Raw genomic sequence first — 21,662 nt, 5'->3', positions numbered from 1 at the left:
GTGGGCATGCAGCCAGGGACGCTCTGCGTCCCGACTGGCGTGACGCGGAGCGTCACAGGAGGCGTTACCACGCGGAGCGTGGGAACGATCTTGCAGCGGCATTACCGCGACAAATTGACCCGATAGACAAAAGGCACGGCTCATACCGTGCCTTTTGCGTCGCGCTCTGAGAAAATGCCCGCACTTTTTTTGCGGATGCCGACATGACTGCCCTCAAGAACGACCGTTTCCTTCGTGCCCTGCTCAAGCAACCTGTAGACGTCACGCCCGTGTGGATGATGCGTCAAGCCGGTCGCTACCTGCCGGAATACCGCGCCAGTCGCGCCAACGCCGGCGACTTCATGAGCCTGTGCATGAACCCGGAGTTCGCCTGCGAAGTCACGATGCAGCCGCTGGACCGCTACCCACAACTGGACGCGGCCATCCTCTTCTCCGACATCCTCACCATCCCTGACGCCATGGGCCAAGGCCTGTACTTTGAAACCGGCGAAGGCCCGCGCTTCAAGAAAGTCGTTAGCACCCTGGCCGACATCGAAGCCCTGCCGATCCCCGATCCGCACAAAGACCTCGGCTATGTGATGGACGCCGTGAGCACCATTCGCCGCGAGCTGAACGGCCGCGTGCCGCTGATTGGCTTTTCCGGCAGCCCATGGACCCTGGCCACCTACATGGTCGAAGGTGGCTCGTCGAAAGACTTCCGCAAGACCAAGGCCATGCTCTACGACAACCCGCAAGCCATGCACCTGCTGCTGGACAAGCTGGCGCAGTCGGTCACCTCTTACCTCAACGGCCAGATCATGGCCGGCGCCCAAGCGGTGCAGATTTTCGATACCTGGGGCGGGAACCTGTCGGCGGCGGCATACCAGGAGTTCTCCCTGGCCTACATGCGCAAAATCGTCAGTGGCCTGATCCGCGAACACGAAGGCCGCAAAGTGCCGGTTATCATGTTCACCAAGGGCGGCGGCCTGTGGCTTGAAAGCATTGCCGACGCTGGCGCCGATGCACTGGGCCTGGACTGGACCTGCGATCTGGGTGAAGCCCGTCAACGCGTGGGCAACCGCGTAGCGCTGCAAGGCAACATGGACCCGACCGTGCTGTACGCCAAGCCCGAAGCAATCCGCACCGAAGTCGGCCGCATTCTGGCCAGCTACGGCAAGGGCACCGGGCACGTGTTTAACCTGGGCCATGGCATCACGCCGGAAGTGAACCCGGAACATGCCGGTGCGTTCCTGCGCGCAGTGCATGAGTTGTCGGCGCAGTATCACGAGTGATCGCTGCTCAATAAAAAGCCCGGCCAAATGCCGGGCTTTTTATTGGGGTTAATACAAAACAAATATGGGATCGCGTCAGGCCTTTACTTCTCCCAGTGGCGGCAATTTCGCCAGCTTCAACGCCACCAGCAACGCGCCGATCAGCAGCGCGATGATGAATCCGCCAATCCCGTTCCAGCCTGCAAAGTGCCAGAAGAACCCGCCCGCCGTACCGGCAATGCTCGATCCCACGTAGTAGCAGAACAAGTACAACGACGACGCCTGCCCCTTGGCCTTCACCGCGCGGCGACCGATCCAGCTACTTGCCACCGAGTGGGCGCCGAAGAAACCGAAGGTGAAGATCAGCATGCCGGGCACTACCAGCCACAACGGCGTGAACAGGGTCAGGGCCATGCCGGCGAGCATCAATACGAGGGTGCCCCACAGCACGCGGCGGCGGCCGAGGCGGTCGGCCAGGGAGCCGATCTTGGCCGAACTGTAGATGCCGGTGAGATACACCAGCGAGAGCAGGCCGACCACCGCTTGGCTCAACCCGTACGGTTCTGCCAGCAGGCGATAACCGATGTAGTTGAACATCGTGACGAAGGCGCCCATCAGCAGGAAACCTTCAAGGAACAACCAGGGCAGGCCCGCGTCTTTGAAGTGCATGACAAACCCGTTCAGCAGGTTGCGCGGCTTGAGGCTGGTGGTGCGGAAGTTGCGTGATTCGGGGAGGACTTTCCAGAACACCGTGGCCGCGATCAGGGCCAGGGCGCCGATGATCAGCATCGCGGTGTGCCAACTGACGAAGTCGATCAATACGCCGATGATCAAGCGCCCGCTCATACCGCCAATTGCGTTGCCGCCGATGTACAAGCCCATGGCCAGGCCGATGTGTTGCGGGTGGATCTCTTCGCTCAAGTAGGTCATCGCCACAGCAGCCAGCCCGCTCAGCGACAGGCCCACCAGCGCCCGCATCAGCAGAATGCCTTCCCAGGTCGGCATCAAGCCGCTGGCGATGGTCGCGAGTGCGGCGCAGAACAGTGCCGAAACCATTACCGGCTTGCGTCCCAATCTGTCGGAAATCGGCCCAGTGACCAGCAAGCCCAGGGCAAGCATCGCCGTGGCCACTGACAGGATCAGGCTGCTTTGCGCCGCATTGATGGAAAACTCGTGGGACAGCGCCGGCATCATCGGCTGCACGCAATACAGCAAGGCAAACGTGGCAAACCCGCCGGAGAACAGCGCCAGCACCGTGCGCATGAACATCGGCGTGTCTTTTTCGATGTACTGCTCGTTGAGCTGGGCCACCACCTCATCCAGGGCGGTAGGCGGGACTTCTTGAGCAAATGGCGCGACAGCAGATTTCACGGGGACCTCGGCGAGGGAAAGCCTGCCAGGACTGGCAATGAAAAAAAGAATATAGCTGCCTAATGATTCTTTCCAATATATTGTTCGACCTGTTTGATAGCTTTTACGACCTAATGAGGCTTGCATGGAATTGCGTCATCTGCGGTACTTCATCGCCGTCGCCGAAGAACTGCATTTTGGCCGCGCCGCACAGGTGCTGGGCATCTCGCAACCACCGCTGAGCCAGCAGATCCAGGCGCTGGAGCAGGAGGTGGGCGCGCGCTTGTTTGAGCGTACCAATCGTCGGGTCGAGCTGAGCGAGGCCGGTCGACTGTTCTTGCAAGAGGCGCGATTGGTGCTGGCGCAGGTCGACAAGGCGGCAGATGTGGCCCGACGTGCGCAGTTGGGGGAACTCGGGGAGCTGAAGATTGGCTTCACCTCGTCGGCACCGTTCAACTCCAGCATTCCGCAGGCGATTTTTGCGTTTCGCCAGGCCTTCCCGGCGGTGCACCTGAACTTGCAGGAGATGAGTAGCACTGAGGTGGCAGAGTCGTTGGTGGATGAGTCGATTCAAGTAGGCTTGATGCGCCCGCTGCCGTTGCCGGATTCGCTGAGCGTTATTGAGTTGATGCGTGAGCCCTTGGTCGCGGTGCTGAACGCCGGTCATCCGCTGGTTGAGGGCACCGAGCGTGGCTTGCACCTGGCGCAACTGGCCGACGAGCCGTTTGTATTCTTCCCTCGCACCTACGGCAGTGGTCTCTATGCCCAACTGCTCAACTTGGCTCGTGACGCGGGTTTCAGCCCGCGTTTCGCCCAGGAAGCCGGGGAGGCGATGACCATCATCGGTTTGGTGGCGGCGGGTTTGGGGGTGTCGGTGCTTCCGGCCTCATACCAGCGCATCCGTATCGATGGCGTGGTGTATCGCACCTTGCTGGATCAGGAGGCGGTGACGTCAGTCTGGCTGGTGCAGCGCAAGGGCGCGCAAACGCCGATGGCGAAAGCGTTTGTGGAGTTGCTGACACGTAAGGCGGAGCTGTAGGTATCGTCACATATCAGGTAACGCAACCGGCTTAGTGATTCGCAAGAAACTTGCGCAGAATCGCTTTTTTCAAGCGAGTGATATGGATGGCACTTCTCTACCAGCCCAAGGAGGGCAGCGTGTTGATTTGTGATTTTCGAGGCTATGAAGTCCCGGAAATTATCAAGATCCGGCCCGTCATTGTGATACGCAAGCACCGAACCAATAAGCTGCTGGTGACGGTTGTGCCCTTGAGCACTACCGCTCCGCAGACGGTTTTGGAGCATCATTTACAACTCGACAGTCATCTTCAAGGCGCGAGTCCAATCTGCTGGGCAAAATGCGACATTGTCGCCACCGTCAGCTTGGGCCGACTTGATCGAATCAAAAGTAAGGACCGTCATGGCAAACGAACTTACACAATCGCTGAGCTCACCAATGATCAGTTTCTCGCGATAAAAGCGGCGGTACGCAGTGCGCTAGGGTTGCGATGAGTAATGAGCGGCACATTGCCACGGATTGCAGGGAAGCCGTTTTCAGGCATACTGCCCACGTTCCCGAAAGGGGCTTGTGAGACTCTGAGGATCCTGGGCAACCAGCCATCGCAGAGCCAGGCAGGAAGCGGCGATGACAAGCCAACCTGTTTGTGAAGAGGGCGCCGAAAGGCGCCCTTTGTCGTTTCTGGAGAGCAGCGAGCCTCAATTCTGCTTCGACGTCCCCGTCTGCTCAAACAACTGCGCCGCCGAGCCCGCTTCGTTCACGCCATTGCTGTGCAGCGCGGCCATGATGTCGCGGTCCAGCATGCTTACCCAGCGGTTGTAGTTGCGGTGGATCTTGCCGTCCTTGTAGCCCAGATCGCGGCTGTCGCGGTAGGTGATAGCGTAGCTGTTACGGGTGTAGCGGATGTCGATTGCGGCGTAGTACTGGTTGCGTACGTTGATCTCGGCCTGCACCAATTGCGGGCTCAGGCGCTGCACCGTCCACTCGCGTTTTTGCAGGGCGTTGATGATGACCGTTTTCATTTTTTCTTCGCTGACCTGGGTATCGACCGGCAGCTCATGCTGGGTATTGAGTACCGGTTTGTTGGTGCAACCGGCGGTGGTCAGCAGGGCCAGGGTGATCAGGGTGGCGCGTAGCAAGGAAGACATTCCGTTTTCTCCAATCGATTAAAAATTCAAGACCAGCGGCGGAAGATCAGCGACGTGTTGACGCCGCCAAAGGCAAAGTTGTTGTTCATTACGTAGTCGTGGTGCATCTCGCGGAATTCACCTTGCAGGTAATCCAGCTCGCCGCACTGCGGGTCGACCGAATCCAGGTTGAAGGTGTGCACGTATTGATCGCGGTTCATCATCTCGATGCTGAACCAAGACTCCAACGCCCCGCACGCGCCCAAGGTGTGGCCGAGGAAGCTCTTCTGCGAGCTGATCGGCATGCGGCTGCCAAACAGGCTGCTGGTGGCCAGGGTCTCGGCGATGTCGCCTTGGTCGGTGGCAGTGCCGTGGCCGTTGACGTAGCCGATGGCGGAGGGCTCCAGCCCGGCATCTTCCAGGGCCAGTTCCATCGCGCGACGCATGGTTTTCTGCTCAGGGCGAGTGGTGTGCTGGCCGTCGGCGTTGCTGCCGAAACCGACCAGCTCGGCGTGGATGTGCGCACCGCGCGCCAAGGCGTGCTCCAGTTCTTCAAGCACCAGCATGCCGCCGCCTTCACCGATCACCAGGCCGTCACGAGCACTGTCGTAAGGGCGCGGGCTGGTTTGAGGGGCGTCGTTTTTCAGGCTGGTGGCGTACAGCGCATCGAACACCATGGCTTCGGTGGGGCACAGTTCTTCGGCGCCGCCGGCGAGCATCAAGGGCAGGCGACCGAACTTGATCGCCTCGTAGGCATAGCCGATGCCCTGGCTGCCACTGGTGCAGGCGCTGGACGTGGGGATCAAGCGCCCGGTGAGGCCAAAGAAGATGCTGATATTCGCTGCCGTGGTGTGCGGCATCATCCGTACATAGGAGTTGGCATTCAGCCCCTCGGCCACCGAGTTCAGCAGCATATTGCCGAAGGCCTTGATCTCGTCGGTGCTGCCGGTGGACGAGCCGCAGGCCACGCCCATGCGCCCGTCCTTGATCGATTCGTCACCGAGCAAACCCGCGTCCTTCAGCGCCTGCTCCGCTGCCCACACCGCCAGGCGCGAGACGCGACCCATGCTGCGCAGTTGCTTGCGGGTCCAGTGGGCGGGCACGGCGAAGTCGTCGATAGGCCCGGCCAGGCGGGTGTTCAATTCGGTAAAGCGGTCCCACTCATCCATACGGCGAATGCCGCTGCGGTTGGCGCGAAAGTTGGCCGCGATGCTGTCCCAATCGCTGCCCAGGGAGGTGACGCCGGCCATGCCGGTCACTACGACGCGCTTCATCAGCACAGACCTCCATTCACGGCCAAGACTTGGCGAGTGATATAGCCGGCTTCGGCCGACATCAGGAAGTTCACCGCTGCGGCCACTTCTTCCGGCGTACCTATACGCTGCGCGGGAATCATCTTCATCAGTTCATCCACCGGTACGTTTTCATCGAGCATCGCGGTGTCGATCAGCCCGGGTGCCACGCAGTTGACGGTGATTTTGCGCTTGCCCAACTCAATGGCCAGGGCCTTGGCGGCGCCAATCAAGCCGGCTTTCGAAGCGCTGTAATTGACTTGGCCACGGTTGCCGATCAACCCGGAGACCGAGGTGATGCACACGATGCGCCCGGCAGCGCGACGACGAATCATCGGCATCATCACCGGGTGCAGCACGTTGTAGAAACCGTCGAGGTTGGTGCGCATCACCACATCCCAATCGTCTTCGGACAACGCGGGGAACGCGCCGTCGCGGGTCAGGCCGGCATTGAGCACCACGCCGTAGTAGGCACCATGCAGCTCCACATCGGCTTCCAGGATTTCTTTACAGGTTGCGCGATCCGCCACGTCGAATTGCAGCACCCGCGCCTTACGCCCCAGTGCCTCGATTTCGACCTGCACCGCCTCCGCTTCAGCACGACCACTGCGGCAATGCAGCACGATGTCATGCCCGGCCTGGGCCAGGCGCAGGGCAATGGCGCGGCCGATGCCACGGCTGGAGCCGGTGACCAGTACGGATTCAGTCATGGCGTTTCGTCCTTCGATTCATCTAAATAGTTGGCCGCCTGGGGCGGTCGAAATACGTTCAAGCGGGCGCTGGCCTGGATACCGTCGCCGGTGAGGTGGCATTCGAACACACCCATGCCGTTATCGTCTTCCAGGGAGCGCAGGCCGTGGATGGTCAGCTCGGCGCCTGCCGGGAAGTGCTCCACATTGCACTCGAACTTACGTGTGCCCAACAGGAAACCCAGTTCCACCGCTTCGCCTTTTTGGCGGGCGCGGCAACCGGCGTAGGCGGCGACGCTTTGCGCCATCAACTCAATGCCGACCCAGGCCGGCAGGCTGCCGTCGGGCTGGTTGAACAGGCCGCCGGGCGTGACGGTGACGCGGGTGTGAATCTGCTCTTCATCGAACGACAGCACCTGGTCGATCAGGATCATGTCGCCCGCATGGGGCAGCAGTTCGGCGAGTGGCCAGTTGATCATGGGGCCTCTGCGATTATCAGGCTGACGTTGTTACCACCGAAGGCAAACGAGTTGCTCATCAGGCAGCGTTTTTTCAAGGTGTCGCCGGTGTGCGCCCATTGCAAGGCAGGCAGCGTCGGGTCGGCGTTGCCGTCCCACACATGCGGCGGTACCACACCGTGGGTCAGGCTCAGCCAGCAGAACGCCGCTTCCAACGCACCGGCTGCACCGAGGGTGTGGCCGCTCATGGGTTTGGTCGACGAGCAGGCCACGCCATTCGGAAACAGGCTGGCTACCGCCAGGCTTTCCATGGCGTCGTTATGTTGGGTCGCGGTGCCGTGCAGGTTCAGGTAACCGATTTGTTCAGGCGCAAGTTTTGCGCTGGCCAGGGCCTTGCGCATCGCCAGCAACGCGCCTTTGCCGGTAGGCTCTGGCGCGGAAATATGGTGCGCGTCGCAACTGGCTCCGCTGCCCAACAGGGCAATAGGTGCTGGCTGTTTAGTCATCAGAAACAGCACGGCCGCTTCGCCGATATTGATGCCATTACGGTTCACCGAAAACGGATTGCAGCGCTCGCTCGACACCGCTTCCAGCGAGCTAAACCCATTGAGGGTCAGCTTGCAGAGGCTGTCGACACCGCCGCAGATCACCGCGTCGCACACGCCCAGATCCAGCAGGCGCTGGGCACTCATCAGTGCGCGAGCGCTGGAGGTGCAGGCGGTGGAAATCACATAGGCCGGGCCGCTCAGTTGCAGCCAGTCGGCAAGGAAGTTTGCCGGGGCGCTGAGTTCCTGTTGCTGGTAGTCGTAGTCGCCGGGGAACTGCTTGTCGCGCAGGTAATGCGCGATGCCACGGCTCGCTTCGTCGATACCCGAGGTGCTGGTGCCCAGCACAATGCCGATCCGCGAGGCGCCGTAGGTGTGGATCGCCTGGCGGATCTCATCCTCAATCTGCAGCGCCGCTTCCAGCAGCAACTGGTTGTTGCGGCTGCTTTGCTGGTTCAGTTCCACAGGGATGGTCGCCAGTTCGCCATGTACACCGGCCACCGGCAGCACGCGATCCGGCACCCAGCCGCTTTCGGCGCGCATACCGGAGCAGTCACCGGAAAACAGGCTGCGGCTGACTTCGGCCTGGCCACGGCCCAAGGCGCAAATCACGCCGAGCGCATTCAGATAGGCGGTCATCGGGCAGCACCCAGCGGCGTGATGCGATAGCTCAACGGCTGCCCCGCCATGTTCACGCTGAACACCTCTGAGGACTGATACACGATTTGCCAATGACCCGGCAGGGTGCGTGTGAGGTCCATCGCCTGGGCGTTCGGATACAGCGCAGGCACGTCATCCGCCGAGGTCAGGGCAAACAGCAGCGCGGCAAACAACTCCCGTGCCTGGGGGTTGGGCGGCAACAGTCCATCGGCTTGCCACTCGCCATTGATCAGCTTTTGCCGTGCCTGGGGAATGCCCAACGGGTCCATCATCGACCAGCGAATCCCGCCACCTTCATGCTGGATCACCAGCAACCAGTCCTGGCTCTGGCCGTCCGCCAGGCGCTGCACATGCAGTTGCATCGGCAAGGCCAGGGCCGGGACTTTTTCGGGCAGCGGTGGCTGGCTGGCGCAAGCGCTCAGCAGCAACAGGCAACCCATCAACAGCAAGCGGATCATGGGGCGACGCTCTCCAAGGGTTTACGCGCCACGCAGTTGACCAGGGTTTCTTCGCGCTGGCCCACCGGCGGCGGGTTGCGCAGGCCCCAGCGCTCCAGCAGGCCGAAATCACTGGAACGGCTCCACCACAAGTACGGGTACGAGACATTCTGCGGGCCGAATTCAAAGCCCTGTTCGCGGATCATTTCCAGGTACTCTTCGGCGCTTTTTTGCACGTGCATCGGGTGGCGGAACAGCCAGCGAATCACCCAGGTGTCGATATAGGCTTCAGTTGACTCGGCAAACAGCAAATAGCCGCCCGGCTTGAGTACCCGATAAAATTCTTTGAGTGCGCGATGCTGTTCAACCAGGTGATGGAAGGTTTGGTGGCAGAACAGGATATCGACGCTGGCGTCCGGTACGTTGAGCGTAGCGCAGTCGCTGCCGATCAGTTCGATGGCCAAACCTTGGCGTTCCGCTTCGGCCTTGCTCAGTTCCAGGCTGTGGGGGTCGGCATCCAGGCCGATCAGGCGCTCTGGCGTGAACACTTGCTGCAAATATCGGAACGACTTGCCCTGGCCGCAACCGGCGTCCAGCAATACTGGCGCCACCGGCAGCGGGTCGCTGAACAGGCTGCGCAGGTCGTTGATCGCCACGCGCAACACGTGGTGCTGCCAAGTGTGGCTGCGCAGGAACCAGAAACCGAACTTGGTTTCTTCGACGTAGTTTTTACTCAGGTACTGACTGCTCACACTGCATCCCCTGCACAAATCTCCGACAACATCCGTAGCCGCCGCTTGGGCTCGCTGACAAACGGGTTGCGCTCATCCCAGGCGTAACCCGCGAGGATCGAACAGATCATCCGGCGAATCTCCGGCGAGCTGCCGGGGTGGAAAATCACATCCTGGAAGGTCCCGGCGTACCAGCCTTCGACGTAGCAGCGGAAGGTATCGACGCCGCGCTTCAAAGGTTCGGCAAACTCGGTTTGCCAATCCACCGTTTCGCCCTTTAGCTGGCGATGCAGGAGGCCTGCGGCCATGCTCGCCGAACGCATGGCAATGGTCACGCCGGAGGAGAACACCGGGTCGAGGAATTCCGCCGCGTTGCCCAGCAGCGCAAAGCCTGGGCCGTGCAGGGTTTTGACATTGGCTGCATAGCCGCCGATGGTGCGCGCGGGCGTATCCCAAACGGCGTTTTGTAGCACGCCGGACAGGCTAGGGGTTTCGTCGATAAATCCACGCAGGCAGGCGTCGAGATCGCTGTCGCGGCCATCGAAGTGTTCCTTGGCGGCAACTACGCCCACCGAGCAGCGGCCGTTGCTGAACGGGATCGTCCAGAACCAGATATCGCGCTTCGTCGGGTGGGTCGTTACGAGAATTTTGGTGCGGTCGAAGCCTGAGTGTTCGATGCGGTCTTCGATGTGGGTGAATACCGCCTGGCGCACCGGGAAATTCGACGGCATGTCCAAGTCCAGCAAGCGTGGCAGCACGCGGCCATAGCCGCTGGCGTCGAGCACGAACTTGGCCTTGAGGTGGTACTCGCTGCCGTTCTCTCGGCGTACGTGCAGGTAGCGGCACTCGCCACCCAGATCCACACCGACGATGGTTTCGCCGTAGCGAATGTCCACACCTTGCAACTTGGCCTGATCGGCCAGCAACTTGTCGAATTCGCCGCGCTGCACCTGGAAGGTAGTGGGCTTGCCGTTGCTGAACGTGTCACCGAAATCAAACGCGCTGTAGTGCTCGCCCCAAGCGAACGCGGCACCGGTTTTCACCTGGAAGCCCGCCGCCTGCACGGCGTCGAGCATGCCGGCTTCTTCGATAAAGTCGATGCAGTGGGACAACAGGCTTTCGCCAATCGAGAAGCGTGGGAAATGCTGGCGCTCAATAATCAATACATCATGCCCGTTGCGCTTTAACAGCGCGGCGGCGATGGCACCGGACGGCCCGGCACCGATCACCACCACCTGGCGACGTTCCATTTCAACTGTGGGCACGAGGGCTCCTTGCCACTTTGGCGATAATCTCATTCATAAGGCGTGTTTCTGTTGCCCGGCCCAGGGCGCCAGCATAAAGCTGAATGCCAGGCCCAGGCTGACCGATAAGCCGAAATTACTCACAGCCGGCGTACTCGATACCGCCAGCAGGCCAAACGACAACCAGGTCGTCAGCGCTGCCAGCAGCGTACCCAAAAGACTCACGGCGGCACCGCCGATCTGCTCGCGCATCAAAATCGCGTAATCGACGCTGATGGCCGTGACCAACAGCAGGCCAAACAGGCTGAACAGGGTCAGCGGCTGGCCCAGCCAACCCAGGCTGGCCAGGCTGCACAGTGCGGCGAGCAATGGCAGGGCGACGATACGCAAGGCACCGCCAAAACCGAAGGGCAGGATCAGCAGCAGTACGATCAGCACGCAGGACATCAATTTCAGTTCAGCGGCGCTGATCTGCGTGTCGGCGAATACCCGGTTCAAGTCCCCCAAGCGATCCACCAACTGCACCCCCGGCAAATCCACGGCCTGGACTCGCAGCAGCGCCGGGTTATTCAAGCCTTGCAGGCTGACCATCGCCGCCACGCCGCTGTCCACCGGGCCCAGCCACAGCATGCGCCAAGGCTCGGCCAATGGGCCGATCAGCGCGGCATCGATGTTTTCGATGGGCAGCGCCTGCAAGTGTCCAAGCTCCGCTTGCAGGGCGCTGGCGGGGACGCCGAGGTCCAGCAGCGGCTGCCAGTGTTGCGGCAGCGTGTTCAGCGCATCACGCAGCCGTTGTTGTTCGGCAGGGAGGTTGACGATCTGATTGAGCGCCAGGTAACCCTGAAGCTTGTCCATGTTCACCAATTGGTCCAGGCGTTGGCCCAGGGCGGCTTGGCGTTCCAGCAACTGCTGCTGATTGTCCGCTCGCACCAGGAAGAACTGGCTGGTGGGTTGGAAGCCGGTGATGCGGGCTACGGCCTGCGCCTCTTGCAGCAATTGCGGCGGCGCGCCGATCCATTGGCGAATATCGTTTTTACTGTTCAAGTGCCACAGGCCACCGGCGCAGAACAGCAGTACCAACGCCAGCAGCACCGGGCTCGGCACGCGTTTGATCAACGAAGCACGCACTAGCCACAGGCATTCGGCGATGCGCAGCGGCCACTGCGCCGGGCGCAATTCGATGCCCTTGAGCAGCGCCGGTAACAGGCACACTGCCGACAGGTAGGCACCGACTAAGCCGGCTGCGGAGAACACGGCGATTTGCGTCAGCGCCGGGAAGGGCGTCCACGCCAGCGCCAGGTAGCCGATGCAACTGGTGGCCAGGCTCAGGCTCAGCCCTGGCAGTGTCAGGCGTAGCGCAGGCCAACTGCGCCACGGGTTCATGCTCCAGCTTTTCGACAGATAGTGCAGCGGGTAATCCACCGCCACGCCGATCAGGCTGGAGCCCAGCACCAGTGTCATCACATGCATATGGCCGAACAGCGCCACACAGGCCACCGCGCCAAACAGCATGCCCACCAACACCGGCACAAACGCCAGCAGTACGCGCCAGCGGCGGAAGGCCAACAACAGCAGCAACAGAATGCCAAGGGTGGCGCCGCCACCGACCCAGGTGATTTCCCGCGTGGCCTGCTGCTGACCATTCGCCGCATACAGCAATCCACTGGCCGCGAGCAGTTGTGCGCCTTGCTGGCTGGCTTGCTCACGGCTCGCTTTAAGTAAGTCCGCCACTTGCACCGGCAGTTTCATATCGAAGGCATTGCCGGTAGTACGCGCCCGCAGCAACACCCAGCTCTTGCCGTCGGCGTCGGCGATCAATGCGCCGCTGCCGATATCCAGCTGCACCGACCCGTGCTGCGGCTGGCTGTTTTGGATGCGTCCGGTCAGGCCCAGCCAATCGTCCTGGCTCGGGACCAGGCTGAATCCGGTGAAAGGGTCGAACAGCGACTGCACACGCTGTTGGATGAATGCGTCGGGGTGGTCGATCAGTTGCTCGCGGTCTTTGGCCGACAGCATTGCCAGACGCCCGCGCAGCAGTTGCTCACGCAGTGCCGGCAAGTCGGCTTGCAGGTTCCACTGGACCTTTTCAAAAAGGCCACTGGCCTGCCAGCGCTCGCTCAATTGCTGCGCGATGGACACTGCTTGCTGGCGGTCAGTATGGCCGACCAGCACCAGCATCTCGCGGTTCAGCGGTTCCTGCATGCGCTGCTCGGCTAGCTGCTCCAGAGCGTCCGGCGTGTTGCCCGGCACCAGCTCCATCAGGTTGGCCGACAGCGGTGCACCGTGGCGCCATTGCCAGCCGGCCAGGGCCAGCACGCCTACCAGCAGAATCAGGAACAGGCGCGGCAGCAGGCGCTCACTGGGCAAAGTCGTGTTGCTCCGCGTCACTCAGTGGAAGAGCTGCAGTGCTGTCCTGCATACGCAGCACGGTGCTGTCGCCCTGGGTCTCCAGCAGTTCGATTTTTTGCACCCGCTCGCCACCGTCGATGTTGATCTGGGTGAAGACTTGTTTTAACAGCAGCGAACGCGGGATCAGCGTCAGCTTCCATTGGCTGGCTTCGCCTTGCAGCTGCAATTCGAAATCACGCTGCAAGCCGCTGCTGTCGCCTTGGAGCACGGCGAGGAACAGACGATTCTGCTCGGCACCGGCGCTCTTGTTCGGCAGCAGTTGCCAGCCATTGGCGTCACGGCGGGCGATGCCCTGAGCACTGATGCGGTAGTCCTGTTGCAGCGGGGTTTTCAGCAGCCACAGCAGGCCGTGGTCTTTGGCGAGCACGAAGGTGCCTTTGCTGACCAAGGGTTGGGGCAGGGCACGGAGGTGTTTTTCTTGAATGAAGCTGCCGTGGATCACTGACGGTTTCGCCAATTGATCGCTGAGTTGTTGCAGGTCGAAGGCATGGGCGCTGAGGCTCAGCAATAGGCCCGCCAACAGGAGAAATACTCTCATGCCAAGGCCCTCTCAACCGCTTCCACAAATACTGTCGGCGACGCCAATTGCATCTCACGGCTGGCGACGTCCACCGCTACCTGCACGGTGCTGGCACGGGTCAAGCGCTCGCCGCTGGCAAGGTCGGTAATCAGGTAATTGACCTTCAAGCGGTTCTCCCACTCCACCAAACTGGCGCGCACATTGATCGTCTGGCCAAACATCGCGCCGCGCACGTAGCGCAGCTGCATATCGATCACCGGCCAGGCGTAGCCCGACTCGAGCATCGCCGTGTAGTTGTGGCCGATCTTATCCAGCAGTGCGCAGCGCGCCACTTCCAGGTACTTCACGTAATGCCCGTGCCACACCACGTTCATGGTGTCGACGTCGAAAAATGGCACGAGGATTTCGGTGTCGCTGTGCAGTACGCCCTGGCTACGCATGCAGCCTCCAATGTTGTTCTGCAATGCGCTTCAGGCATAGGCGAAGCTCGCCTTCCAGGGCACGGTCTTCGATGACCGGCGGGAAGTCCTTGGCGAGTTCTGCATGCATGGCGGCCAAGGCCGGCGGTAGGGCGCGCGCATCTTCAGCTTGGGCACGCAGCCAAACACCTTGGTTGGCGGCGAGCAAGGTGGCCGCGGCGACTTGTTCAGTCAGCTCCAGCACGCGGATTGCGTCGCGCGCGGCGATGGTGCCCATGCTCACCTTGTCCTGGTTATGGCACTCGGTGGAGCGCGAGAACACGCTGGCCGGCATCGTGTTTTTCAGTGCTTCGGCGGTCCAGGCGCTGGTACCGATCTGCACCGCCTTGAAGCCGTGGTTGATCATCGCGCGGTCGGCCGGCGCGCCCGACAGGTTACTCGGCAGGCCGTGGTTGTAGCGCACGTCCACCAGCAGCGCGAGTTGACGGTCGAGCAGGTCGGCGACGTTGGCCACCAGGGTCTTGAGGCTGTCCATGGCGAAGGCGATATGGCCGCCGTAGAAGTGGCCGCCGTGCAGCACACGTTCTTCTTCGGCGTCGATGATCGGGTTGTCGTTGGCGCTGTTCAGTTCGATCTCGATGAACGAACGCAGCCAGTTCAGGCTGTCGGCCAGCACGCCGAGGACGTGGGGTGCACAGCGCAGCGAGTAGCGATCCTGCAAGCGATGCAGCGGTGCGGTGGGTGCATCAATCGCCAGGTCTTTGCGCAGCCAGGCGGCGACTTGCATTTGCCCCGGGTGCGGCTTGGCGGCGAACAGGCGCTCGTCGAAGTGTTCCGGGTTGCCTTGCAACGCCACCACGTTCAGCGCGGTGATGCGTGTGGCCAGTTGCAGCAGGTAGTCGGCACGGGCGAACGCCAGGCAGGCCAGGCCGGTCATCACGGCGGTGCCGTTCATCAGCGCCAGGGCTTCCTTTGGGCGCAAAACCAGCGGGTCCCAGCCCAGCTCACGGTGCACGTCGGCGGCCTGGCGACGCTCGCCACGGAACATCACTTCACGCTCGCCGGACAAGGTCGCGGCCACATAGGACAGCGGGGTCAGATCGCCGCTGGCGCCCACCGAGCCCTCTTCCGGGATCAACGGTAGAACGTCGTGTTCGAGAAACGCATGCAGGCGCTCCAGCAACTCAACGCGCACGCCGGACACGCCGTGGCACAGCGACTGCAAACGCGCCGCCAGTACCGCGCGGGTGGCTTGTGCATCGAGCAACTTGCCCAGGCCGCAACCGTGGAACGTGTAGAGGTGACGCGGCAACGCTTCGACGTGTTGCAACGGCACCGCCACCACGCACGAGTCGCCGTAGCCGGTGGTCACGCCGTAGATCACGCCTTCCTTGTCCAGCAGCGAGTCGAGGAACTGCGCGCCTTTGGCAATGCGCTGGCGATACGCCGCGTCATCTTGCAACTGCGTGGGCGCCTGACGGTTGGCCAGGGCCAGCACGTCTTCAATGCGCAATGGGCGTTCGCCAAAGGTTACCGGCTCAAGATGCGTCGTCATCGGTCTTCCAGAAAGGGTAAAAGTTGAACCATTGTTGGGGCGCTTCCAGGCAGAACTGGCCCAGGCGCGCGGCGTAGCATGCGGTCCACTGGGCGATCACCTGCTCGCGGGTGCTGCGCTTCCATTCGATCAATTGGGCGAACGGCTCGATGCTCAGGCGATAGCGGCCGTTGTGTTTCAGGCACATCAGCAGGTTGACCGGGCATTTGAGCAGGCCGGCCAGCAGCCACGGGCCTTGGGGGAAGGCGGCGTCAACGCCGAGGAAATCCACGCGCACCGTGCGCCCGCCATGCAGCGGCACGCGGTCGCCGGCGATGGCCAGCCACTCGCCCTCGTCCAGGCGCTGGCTGAGCAGCAGCATGGTGGCCGGGTCCAACTCGCTGACTTGAATCAGGCGCAGATGGGTGGCCCCGGCCTCGCCCAGCAGGCGGTTGAATTGTTCGGCGTGCTTGGTGTGCACCAGCACGTTCATGGTGACTTGTTCACCGATCTCCGCGAGCGCTCGGCACACTTCCAGGTTGCCCAGGTGCGCACCCACCAGCATCTGCCCACGTTCGCCGCGCAGTTGCCCGCGCAATTGCGCGGGGTCGTTGATTTCGATTTGCTCGATGCGCAGCTTGCCGTTCCACACGTCGAGCTTGTCGAGCAAGGCGTCGGCGAAGGCCATGAATTGGCCGAAGACTCTTCTGTGGGTAGGGCGCAGCTCATCGCGACCGCTCCATTGCGCGAGGCGCTGCTGGTATTCCCAGGCGCTCTGGCGCGCGGTGCGGCCGAACAGGAAAAAGTACAGAACGATGCCGTACAGCACCGGGCTCAGCAGTCGACGGCCGAGCACCTTGGCGGCGACGGCGGTGAGTTTCATCAGCCAGAAACTGCCGCGCTCCTCGCGGTCGGCCCAGTGCTTGGTGCTGTCGCTCATGCCTGCCACCGTCGCCACAGAATCATCGGCGCGCGCACCAACATGCCGAAGAACAGGCGGGTGTGCATGACGGAGATGCGCACGTTGTCGCGGAACAGGCGGAAATGCGACAGGCCGTCGGCGGGGTAATGCACCTTCGTCGGCAGCCAGCGCATCGGTTGGTTGCGCCAGGCCAGGCGCACCAGGATGTCCGAGTCGAAATCCATGTGCGTGCCGATGTAGGCCGAGTCCATCAGCGCCAGCGTGGGCGCGAGCGGGTACACGCGAAAGCCACACATAGAGTCGCGAATCTGCAGCGACAAGGTGTTGATCCATACCCACACGTGGGTCAGGTAGCGCGCGTACAAACGGCCCTTGGGTACACTCTCATCGTATTCGGGGTAGCCGCAGATGATGGCGGTTGGATGGGTGCGCGAGGCATCGATAAAGGCTTCGACTTCGCGCAGGTCATGCTGGCCGTCAGCGTCCACTTGCAACGCGTGGGTAAAGCCCTGGCGCGCGGCTTCGCGGAAACCGGCCATGACCGCGCTGCCCTTGCCTTGGTTGTTTGGCAACGTCAGCAAGGTGACGTTTTCAAGCGTCGCCAATTGTGCGAGTACCGCTGCGCAAGCCGGGCTGCTGCCATCGTCCACCAACAGGCACGGCAGGCCGCTGTTCAACAGGCTGTGAACCACGGCCGGCACGGCGGCTTCATGGTTATAGACCGGAATCAGTGCGCAGGGGTTATGCATGGGCGGCTACCAGTTGAATTCGACCACTGGAGCAAGCTGCAACGCCGTTGCGGTAGGCGAAGTACAGCTTGCTGCGTTCCTGGTCGAAGCGCAGGTGCAGCTCGATTTTGTCGCCGGGGCGCACCAGTTGCTGAAACTTGAGCACTTCCATGCCGGCAAAGGTCGCCGGCAAATCGAGCAGTTGTTGGCCCAGGTTGAACGCCCATTCCACCTGAACCACGCCCGGAAGTACCGGCGTTGCCGGGAAGTGGCCGCTGAAATAGGCCAGGTCCGGCGGGATACTCAGTTGCAAGGTCCATTCACCGTCGGCTTCGACCTGCTCCAGCACTTCCGGCGTTTTCGGCCGGGGCGCGAGCAACAGTGCGGCGACATCGGCCTGGGGCAGTTTGCCTTGGGCATTCAGTGGCAACTGGCGCAGCAAACGCCAGCGGCGGGGCAGGGCCAGGGCTTCGCAGTGTTGGCTCAGGTGTTGGCGCAGGGTTTGAGTGACGGCGCGGCGGCCCTGGTTGCGCAAGGCATGCAGGCCGTCGGCACTGAGCACTACCAGCGCGCCGAGGGAAGCGCGGTTTTCCTGCACCACGCCCAGGCGGGTTTCGGTGACCCACGGGTGGGCCATCAGCGCCTGTTCCAGCATCGGCAGGGAGATGCGTTTTTCTTCCAGTTTGACGATGCGGTCCAGGCGACCGAGCAGTTCGAAGCGCCCATCGGCGTGGATGCGCGCAGCGTCAGCGGTCTGTTCGATATGCCCGTCGGGCAGGTAGGGCGAAGCAATGCGCAGGGCGCCGTCGGCGTCCTGGCTCAGTTGAACGTCAGCAAAAGGCTGCCAGGGTTGTGCACCTTGGCGCCAGGCGATGCCGCCGGTTTCCGAGCTGCCGAGGATTTCCGTCGGCCATTGTTGCAAGCGATCATAAAGCTCACCTGCGGCCTCGATAGGCAAGGCGCCGCCAGACGAGAACACCCGCGCCACTTTGCTCAGCGCAGGCCAATCGAGGTTATCGCCCATGCGCTTGAGCAGCGCGGGGCTGGCGACCCAGGCGAACTGCGGGTGTTCGCGACTGGCGCGTTGTAAATCTTCAGGGAAGGCCAACTGTTGGCGCACAAAGGTGCGACCGGCGCATAACGGCCACAGCACGCGGAACAGCAAGCCGTAGATATGCTGTGTGGCGACGCTGCCGATGATGCAGGCGCCCTTGAGGTCCGCGCCCCACAGGGCTTCCAGGGCCTCAACTTCGTTGGCCAGTTGGCGCAGGGTCTTGTCGATACGCTTGGGCTCGCCGCTGGAGCCGGAGGTGCACAGGCTCAGTTGGCAAGTGTCCAGATCGAGTTCGGCAGGGCTCAAAGGTGCCTGATACAGCGCGTCGAGGTCAGTGGCCTCGATCAGCCATGCGTCAACGGCATCATCCCAGCGCTGTCGGGTCTGAGGCTGCAAGTCGGCGGGCAGCAACACGCTGACCCCGGCCCGCCAAGCGCCTAGCAAGGCAATGGCCAGCAAGCCGGCATCTTCCAGATGCACCGCCAAACGCTGGATGCCACGTGCTTGCAGGCCTGCGGCCAGGCTCAGGGAGTGCGCCCACAGTTGAGCGTGATTCATCGCAGGCTCGGTGGTGACCAAACGCTGTTCCAGCGGCTCAAGCAACACGTGCTCAAGTTTCAACCCATTCATACGCGGCCTCGAACCCTTTGTCGTACCAGCCATTCCACGGCAAACAACAGCCCCATCAGCCCGTAGGCGATCAGGCCGTTGTACAACGTCCACCAGCTCAGCGGCGCCCACAGGGTGAGAGCGGCGGCGAGCAGGCCATTACATAGAAAAAACGCGCTCCACACCACGGTGACCTGGCGCGTATACACAATCGCGTGCGGTGGCAGTACCGGGTCGGTCATGCGCGCCAGGCGCTCGACCATCGGCGGGCCGTATTTCAGGCTCAAACCGAACAGCGCCAGCATGAAGGCGCTGACCAGGCTTGGGTACCAACGCAGCAGGTGCGGGTTATCGAACCATGCCAGCACCAAGCAGAACACGATCACCGCCACGGCCATCCAGCGGCTGCCGGGGCGACGTGCACCCGTCAGCGCACGCATCAGCCACAGGCTGCCCAGCAGCAGGCCGAATTGCCACGGTGCAAAGTGTTCGGTGCCGTAATACACCGCGAAGGGGTACAGCAGCCCCGCCAACAACAGGCCAAGGCCGATCAGCCGACTCATGCGGCGGGCGTGACCAGACGGTACACCGCCTCAACCACGTCGTTTACGGTACGCACCGCCTTGAACTCTTCGGCGGCGATCTTCTTGCCGGTCTGGCGCTTGATATGGTCGATCAGGTCCACGGCATCAATGCTGTCGATTTCCAGGTCCTGATACAGATTGGCATCGAGGGTGACACGCTCCGGGGGGAGTTCAAACAGTTCCACCAAGGCATCGCGCAGGGTGTTGAAAATATCGTCACGAGTTTGCATGGTCCGGTCTCAAGCTGCCTGTCTGGCCGTGACAAACGCCGCAAGGCTGGCCACGTTGGTGAAGTGATTGCGGGTGTCCTTGGCGTCGGCATCGATCTTGATGCCGTACTTTTTCTGGATCGCCAGGCCCAATTCCAGGGCGTCTACCGAATCCAGGCCCAGGCCTTCGCCGAACAGGGTTTGGTCGCTACCGATGTCGTCGACGCTGATGTCTTCCAGGCCCAGGGCCTCGATGATCAGCGTCTTTATGTCGTGCTCAAGGCGGTGTCTGTCGCTCATCTTCGGCGAGCTCCTTAATAAAATAGTGGTGCAGGTAATCGTTGAGCTTGCGTGAAGCCTGGGGCGCGGGCCCGAGTGCGGCAAACGCCTGTGGTTCTATATCGGCACCCACCCGCAAACTGAAGTGCACGCGGCATTTTGGGATGCGATACCAGGGTTCGGCCTTGGTCAGGGTGGTGGGGCTGACCTTGATCACCACGGGGGTGATGATTGTCGCACCGCGCAGCGCGATGGCGGCGCCTCCGCGATGAAAGGCAGGCGCTGCGCCGGGTGGGGTGCGGGTGCCTTCGGGGAAAATGATCAGGGTTTGGCCTTCGCGCAGGGCCGCGGCGGCGGCATCGAGCATTTCGGCGCTGCCATCGTTGCTGATGTAGCCGGCTTCACGCACCGGGCCACGGGTGAAGGGGTTTTGCCACAGGCTCTGCTTAACTACGCAGTTGGCCTGGCGCGCCAGGCCGATCAGGAACACCACGTCGATCAGCGACGGGTGGTTGGCGATGATCATCTGGCCCGGACGACCAAGCTTTTCGGCGCCTTCGACGCTGTAAGTCAACACGCCGGCGCGTTGCATCAGGCGAACAAAGCACCAGAACAGCCAACTGATGGTGTGGCGGGCGCGGCGCTGGTGCTTTTCAGCGCTGCCTGGCAGGCAACCGAGCAATGGAAACACTAGTAAACGCAGGCACAGTCCGCCCACGCCGAATAGGAAGAAGCTCGCGGCGGTGGCGAACAGGCGCCAGTAATAGGCGTCCCGTGGCTTGTCGGTCAGGGCTTGCGTTGCCAGTTCCATACGCGGTTCTTCCAGGCATGTTGGCAGGCGGCCTGTTCAGTGAGCAGGGTGCGCAGCAGGTTCAGGGCGTGAGGCCACTGGGTTTGAGTGGGTTGGACAGCGCCGGTTGTGAGTTCCAGTTGCCACTCGTCGCCCGGTGTCAGCAGCAGGCCAAGGGCATAGGGGAACGGTACATCGTGGATCCAGCTGGCATAGGTCTCGGGTGGCTGTTCTTCGGTGATCACCAGTAATACCGCCGGAGCACCTTCGTTAAGCAGTGCGGCGGCTTCAAGCATGCCGTGCTCCAGGCCATCACCGGCGGCCGCGAGGGCGGTCATTTCACTGGTTTCATTGCGCAGGATCGACCACAGGCCAATCACCGCGTTATGCACCGACAGGCTGAACTGGGTGGGCGACAGCGGTTGGTCGTTGGCCAGGTCGCTGAGGATATCGAGGGTGCGCGGGGTCTCACCGTGCCGGGAAATAAACACCAGCGGCAGGTCTTCCAGCCCCTCGGCCAGCGGCCAGCCCACGCTGAACGCCATGCGCGCCAGGCGGCTCAGGCGCCGGCGCTGCATGGCCGGCAGGAATGACACGTCGGGAGAGGCGTCGCTGGCAGGCAGCACCACCGGGGCTCGGCACCAGGCATGCCAGTCGTCCGCGCTGTCAAGGCCAGGCGCCCACGCACGCCATTGGGCGATGTTGAAAGTGATCACTGAGAAGTTATCCCGCCCCTGCGGGCTTCCATGTGCGGTCGTTGGCCCCGAATACCGGGACAGGGAACAATGGCCGAATGGCGCGCAT

24 protein-coding genes are annotated in these 21,662 nt (G+C 62.2%); 3 read left to right on the top strand and 21 right to left on the bottom strand.

Translation table 11 applies throughout. The features are described 5' to 3' along the window. Window positions 1-203: 203 nt before the first annotated feature. Window positions 204-1,271 (top strand): uroporphyrinogen decarboxylase, encoded by a 1,068-nt coding sequence (gene hemE, locus BFL40_RS02415; protein WP_071482671.1) that lies wholly within the window; start codon window positions 204-206, stop codon window positions 1,269-1,271. Between the two features lie 75 nt (window positions 1,272-1,346). On the opposite strand, the gene BFL40_RS02410 is transcribed toward hemE, so the two are convergent. Next, window positions 1,347-2,573: an MFS transporter gene (locus BFL40_RS02410; protein WP_408003980.1), complete on the bottom strand. Its 1,227-nt coding sequence runs from the start codon at window positions 2,571-2,573 to the stop codon at window positions 1,347-1,349. A gap of 172 nt (window positions 2,574-2,745) precedes the next feature. Here BFL40_RS02410 and BFL40_RS02405 point away from each other — a divergent pair, with 172 nt between their 5' ends. After that, window positions 2,746-3,639: a LysR family transcriptional regulator gene (locus tag BFL40_RS02405; RefSeq protein WP_071482673.1), complete on the top strand. Its 894-nt coding sequence runs from the start codon at window positions 2,746-2,748 to the stop codon at window positions 3,637-3,639. Between the two features lie 86 nt (window positions 3,640-3,725). Beyond that, window positions 3,726-4,112 (top strand): type II toxin-antitoxin system PemK/MazF family toxin, encoded by a 387-nt coding sequence (locus BFL40_RS02400; protein WP_071482674.1) that lies wholly within the window; start codon window positions 3,726-3,728, stop codon window positions 4,110-4,112. Between the two features lie 204 nt (window positions 4,113-4,316). On the opposite strand, the gene BFL40_RS02395 is transcribed toward BFL40_RS02400, so the two are convergent. Genes BFL40_RS02395 through BFL40_RS02300 form a run of 20 tightly spaced genes read right to left on the bottom strand, consistent with a single transcriptional unit; the run spans window position 4,317 to window position 21,574 of the window. Next, a complete protein-coding gene (locus BFL40_RS02395) occupies window positions 4,317-4,766 on the bottom strand; it encodes a hypothetical protein (protein ID WP_071482675.1) in 450 nt (149 codons plus the stop codon). A 26-nt stretch (window positions 4,767-4,792) separates the two neighbouring features. Beyond that, window positions 4,793-6,019 carry a beta-ketoacyl-ACP synthase gene (locus BFL40_RS02390; RefSeq protein ID WP_071482676.1) on the bottom strand — a complete coding sequence of 409 codons (1,227 nt, stop codon included), beginning with the start codon at window positions 6,017-6,019 and terminating at the stop codon, window positions 4,793-4,795. Continuing rightward, window positions 6,019-6,747 carry a 3-oxoacyl-ACP reductase FabG gene (fabG, locus tag BFL40_RS02385; RefSeq protein ID WP_071482677.1) on the bottom strand — a complete coding sequence of 243 codons (729 nt, stop codon included), beginning with the start codon at window positions 6,745-6,747 and terminating at the stop codon, window positions 6,019-6,021. The genes BFL40_RS02390 and fabG overlap by 1 nt, the downstream gene beginning before the upstream one ends. Next, window positions 6,744-7,205: a hotdog family protein gene (locus BFL40_RS02380; protein WP_071482678.1), complete on the bottom strand. Its 462-nt coding sequence runs from the start codon at window positions 7,203-7,205 to the stop codon at window positions 6,744-6,746. Before BFL40_RS02380 ends, fabG begins: the two co-directional genes overlap by 4 nt. Further along, on the bottom strand, window positions 7,202-8,368 hold the full coding sequence (locus tag BFL40_RS02375) for a beta-ketoacyl-[acyl-carrier-protein] synthase family protein (protein ID WP_071482679.1): 1,167 nt from the start codon (window positions 8,366-8,368) through the stop codon (window positions 7,202-7,204). The genes BFL40_RS02380 and BFL40_RS02375 overlap by 4 nt, the downstream gene beginning before the upstream one ends. Further along, window positions 8,365-8,847, bottom strand: coding sequence for a hypothetical protein (locus tag BFL40_RS02370; RefSeq protein WP_071482680.1), 483 nt, complete (start codon window positions 8,845-8,847; stop codon window positions 8,365-8,367). The genes BFL40_RS02375 and BFL40_RS02370 overlap by 4 nt, the downstream gene beginning before the upstream one ends. Further along, entirely contained in the window at window positions 8,844-9,578 is a 735-nt protein-coding gene (locus BFL40_RS02365; protein ID WP_071482681.1) for a class I SAM-dependent methyltransferase, read from the bottom strand. The genes BFL40_RS02370 and BFL40_RS02365 overlap by 4 nt, the downstream gene beginning before the upstream one ends. Then, window positions 9,575-10,822: an NAD(P)/FAD-dependent oxidoreductase gene (locus tag BFL40_RS02360; RefSeq protein ID WP_074851667.1), complete on the bottom strand. Its 1,248-nt coding sequence runs from the start codon at window positions 10,820-10,822 to the stop codon at window positions 9,575-9,577. Before BFL40_RS02360 ends, BFL40_RS02365 begins: the two co-directional genes overlap by 4 nt. Before the next feature lie 33 nt (window positions 10,823-10,855). Then, window positions 10,856-13,168, bottom strand: coding sequence for an MMPL family transporter (locus BFL40_RS02355; RefSeq protein WP_071482683.1), 2,313 nt, complete (start codon window positions 13,166-13,168; stop codon window positions 10,856-10,858). Continuing rightward, on the bottom strand, window positions 13,158-13,748 hold the full coding sequence (locus BFL40_RS02350; protein WP_071482684.1) for an outer membrane lipoprotein carrier protein LolA: 591 nt from the start codon (window positions 13,746-13,748) through the stop codon (window positions 13,158-13,160). Before BFL40_RS02350 ends, BFL40_RS02355 begins: the two co-directional genes overlap by 11 nt. After that, window positions 13,745-14,170 (bottom strand): acyl-CoA thioesterase, encoded by a 426-nt coding sequence (locus tag BFL40_RS02345; protein ID WP_071482685.1) that lies wholly within the window; start codon window positions 14,168-14,170, stop codon window positions 13,745-13,747. The genes BFL40_RS02350 and BFL40_RS02345 overlap by 4 nt, the downstream gene beginning before the upstream one ends. Continuing rightward, window positions 14,163-15,704, bottom strand: coding sequence for an HAL/PAL/TAL family ammonia-lyase (locus BFL40_RS02340; RefSeq protein WP_071482686.1), 1,542 nt, complete (start codon window positions 15,702-15,704; stop codon window positions 14,163-14,165). Before BFL40_RS02340 ends, BFL40_RS02345 begins: the two co-directional genes overlap by 8 nt. Continuing rightward, a complete protein-coding gene (locus BFL40_RS02335) occupies window positions 15,688-16,623 on the bottom strand; it encodes a lysophospholipid acyltransferase family protein (RefSeq protein WP_071482687.1) in 936 nt (311 codons plus the stop codon). Before BFL40_RS02335 ends, BFL40_RS02340 begins: the two co-directional genes overlap by 17 nt. Then, entirely contained in the window at window positions 16,620-17,354 is a 735-nt protein-coding gene (locus BFL40_RS02330; RefSeq protein ID WP_071482688.1) for a glycosyltransferase family 2 protein, read from the bottom strand. The genes BFL40_RS02335 and BFL40_RS02330 overlap by 4 nt, the downstream gene beginning before the upstream one ends. Further along, a complete protein-coding gene (locus BFL40_RS02325) occupies window positions 17,347-19,017 on the bottom strand; it encodes an acyl-CoA synthetase family protein (RefSeq protein WP_071482689.1) in 1,671 nt (556 codons plus the stop codon). Before BFL40_RS02325 ends, BFL40_RS02330 begins: the two co-directional genes overlap by 8 nt. Then, entirely contained in the window at window positions 19,014-19,559 is a 546-nt protein-coding gene (locus tag BFL40_RS02320; protein WP_071482690.1) for a COG4648 family protein, read from the bottom strand. Before BFL40_RS02320 ends, BFL40_RS02325 begins: the two co-directional genes overlap by 4 nt. Next, window positions 19,556-19,810, bottom strand: coding sequence for an acyl carrier protein (locus BFL40_RS02315; RefSeq protein WP_016979215.1), 255 nt, complete (start codon window positions 19,808-19,810; stop codon window positions 19,556-19,558). Before BFL40_RS02315 ends, BFL40_RS02320 begins: the two co-directional genes overlap by 4 nt. A 9-nt stretch (window positions 19,811-19,819) precedes the next feature. Beyond that, window positions 19,820-20,089, bottom strand: coding sequence for a phosphopantetheine-binding protein (locus BFL40_RS02310; protein ID WP_071482691.1), 270 nt, complete (start codon window positions 20,087-20,089; stop codon window positions 19,820-19,822). Beyond that, window positions 20,067-20,879, bottom strand: a complete 813-nt coding sequence (locus tag BFL40_RS02305; protein ID WP_071482692.1) for a lysophospholipid acyltransferase family protein — start codon at window positions 20,877-20,879, stop codon at window positions 20,067-20,069. Before BFL40_RS02305 ends, BFL40_RS02310 begins: the two co-directional genes overlap by 23 nt. Then, complete coding sequence (locus BFL40_RS02300; protein WP_071482693.1) at window positions 20,855-21,574, bottom strand: beta-ketoacyl synthase chain length factor; 720 nt, start codon at window positions 21,572-21,574, stop codon at window positions 20,855-20,857. Before BFL40_RS02300 ends, BFL40_RS02305 begins: the two co-directional genes overlap by 25 nt. Between the last annotated feature and the right edge of the window lie 88 nt (window positions 21,575-21,662).

It is taken from the genome of Pseudomonas costantinii, assembly GCF_001870435.1.
GTDB lineage: Bacteria > Pseudomonadota > Gammaproteobacteria > Pseudomonadales > Pseudomonadaceae > Aquipseudomonas > Aquipseudomonas costantinii.
Note: the sequence above shows the minus strand (reverse complement) of the source record. Positions and strands in the feature narration are given on the sequence as shown.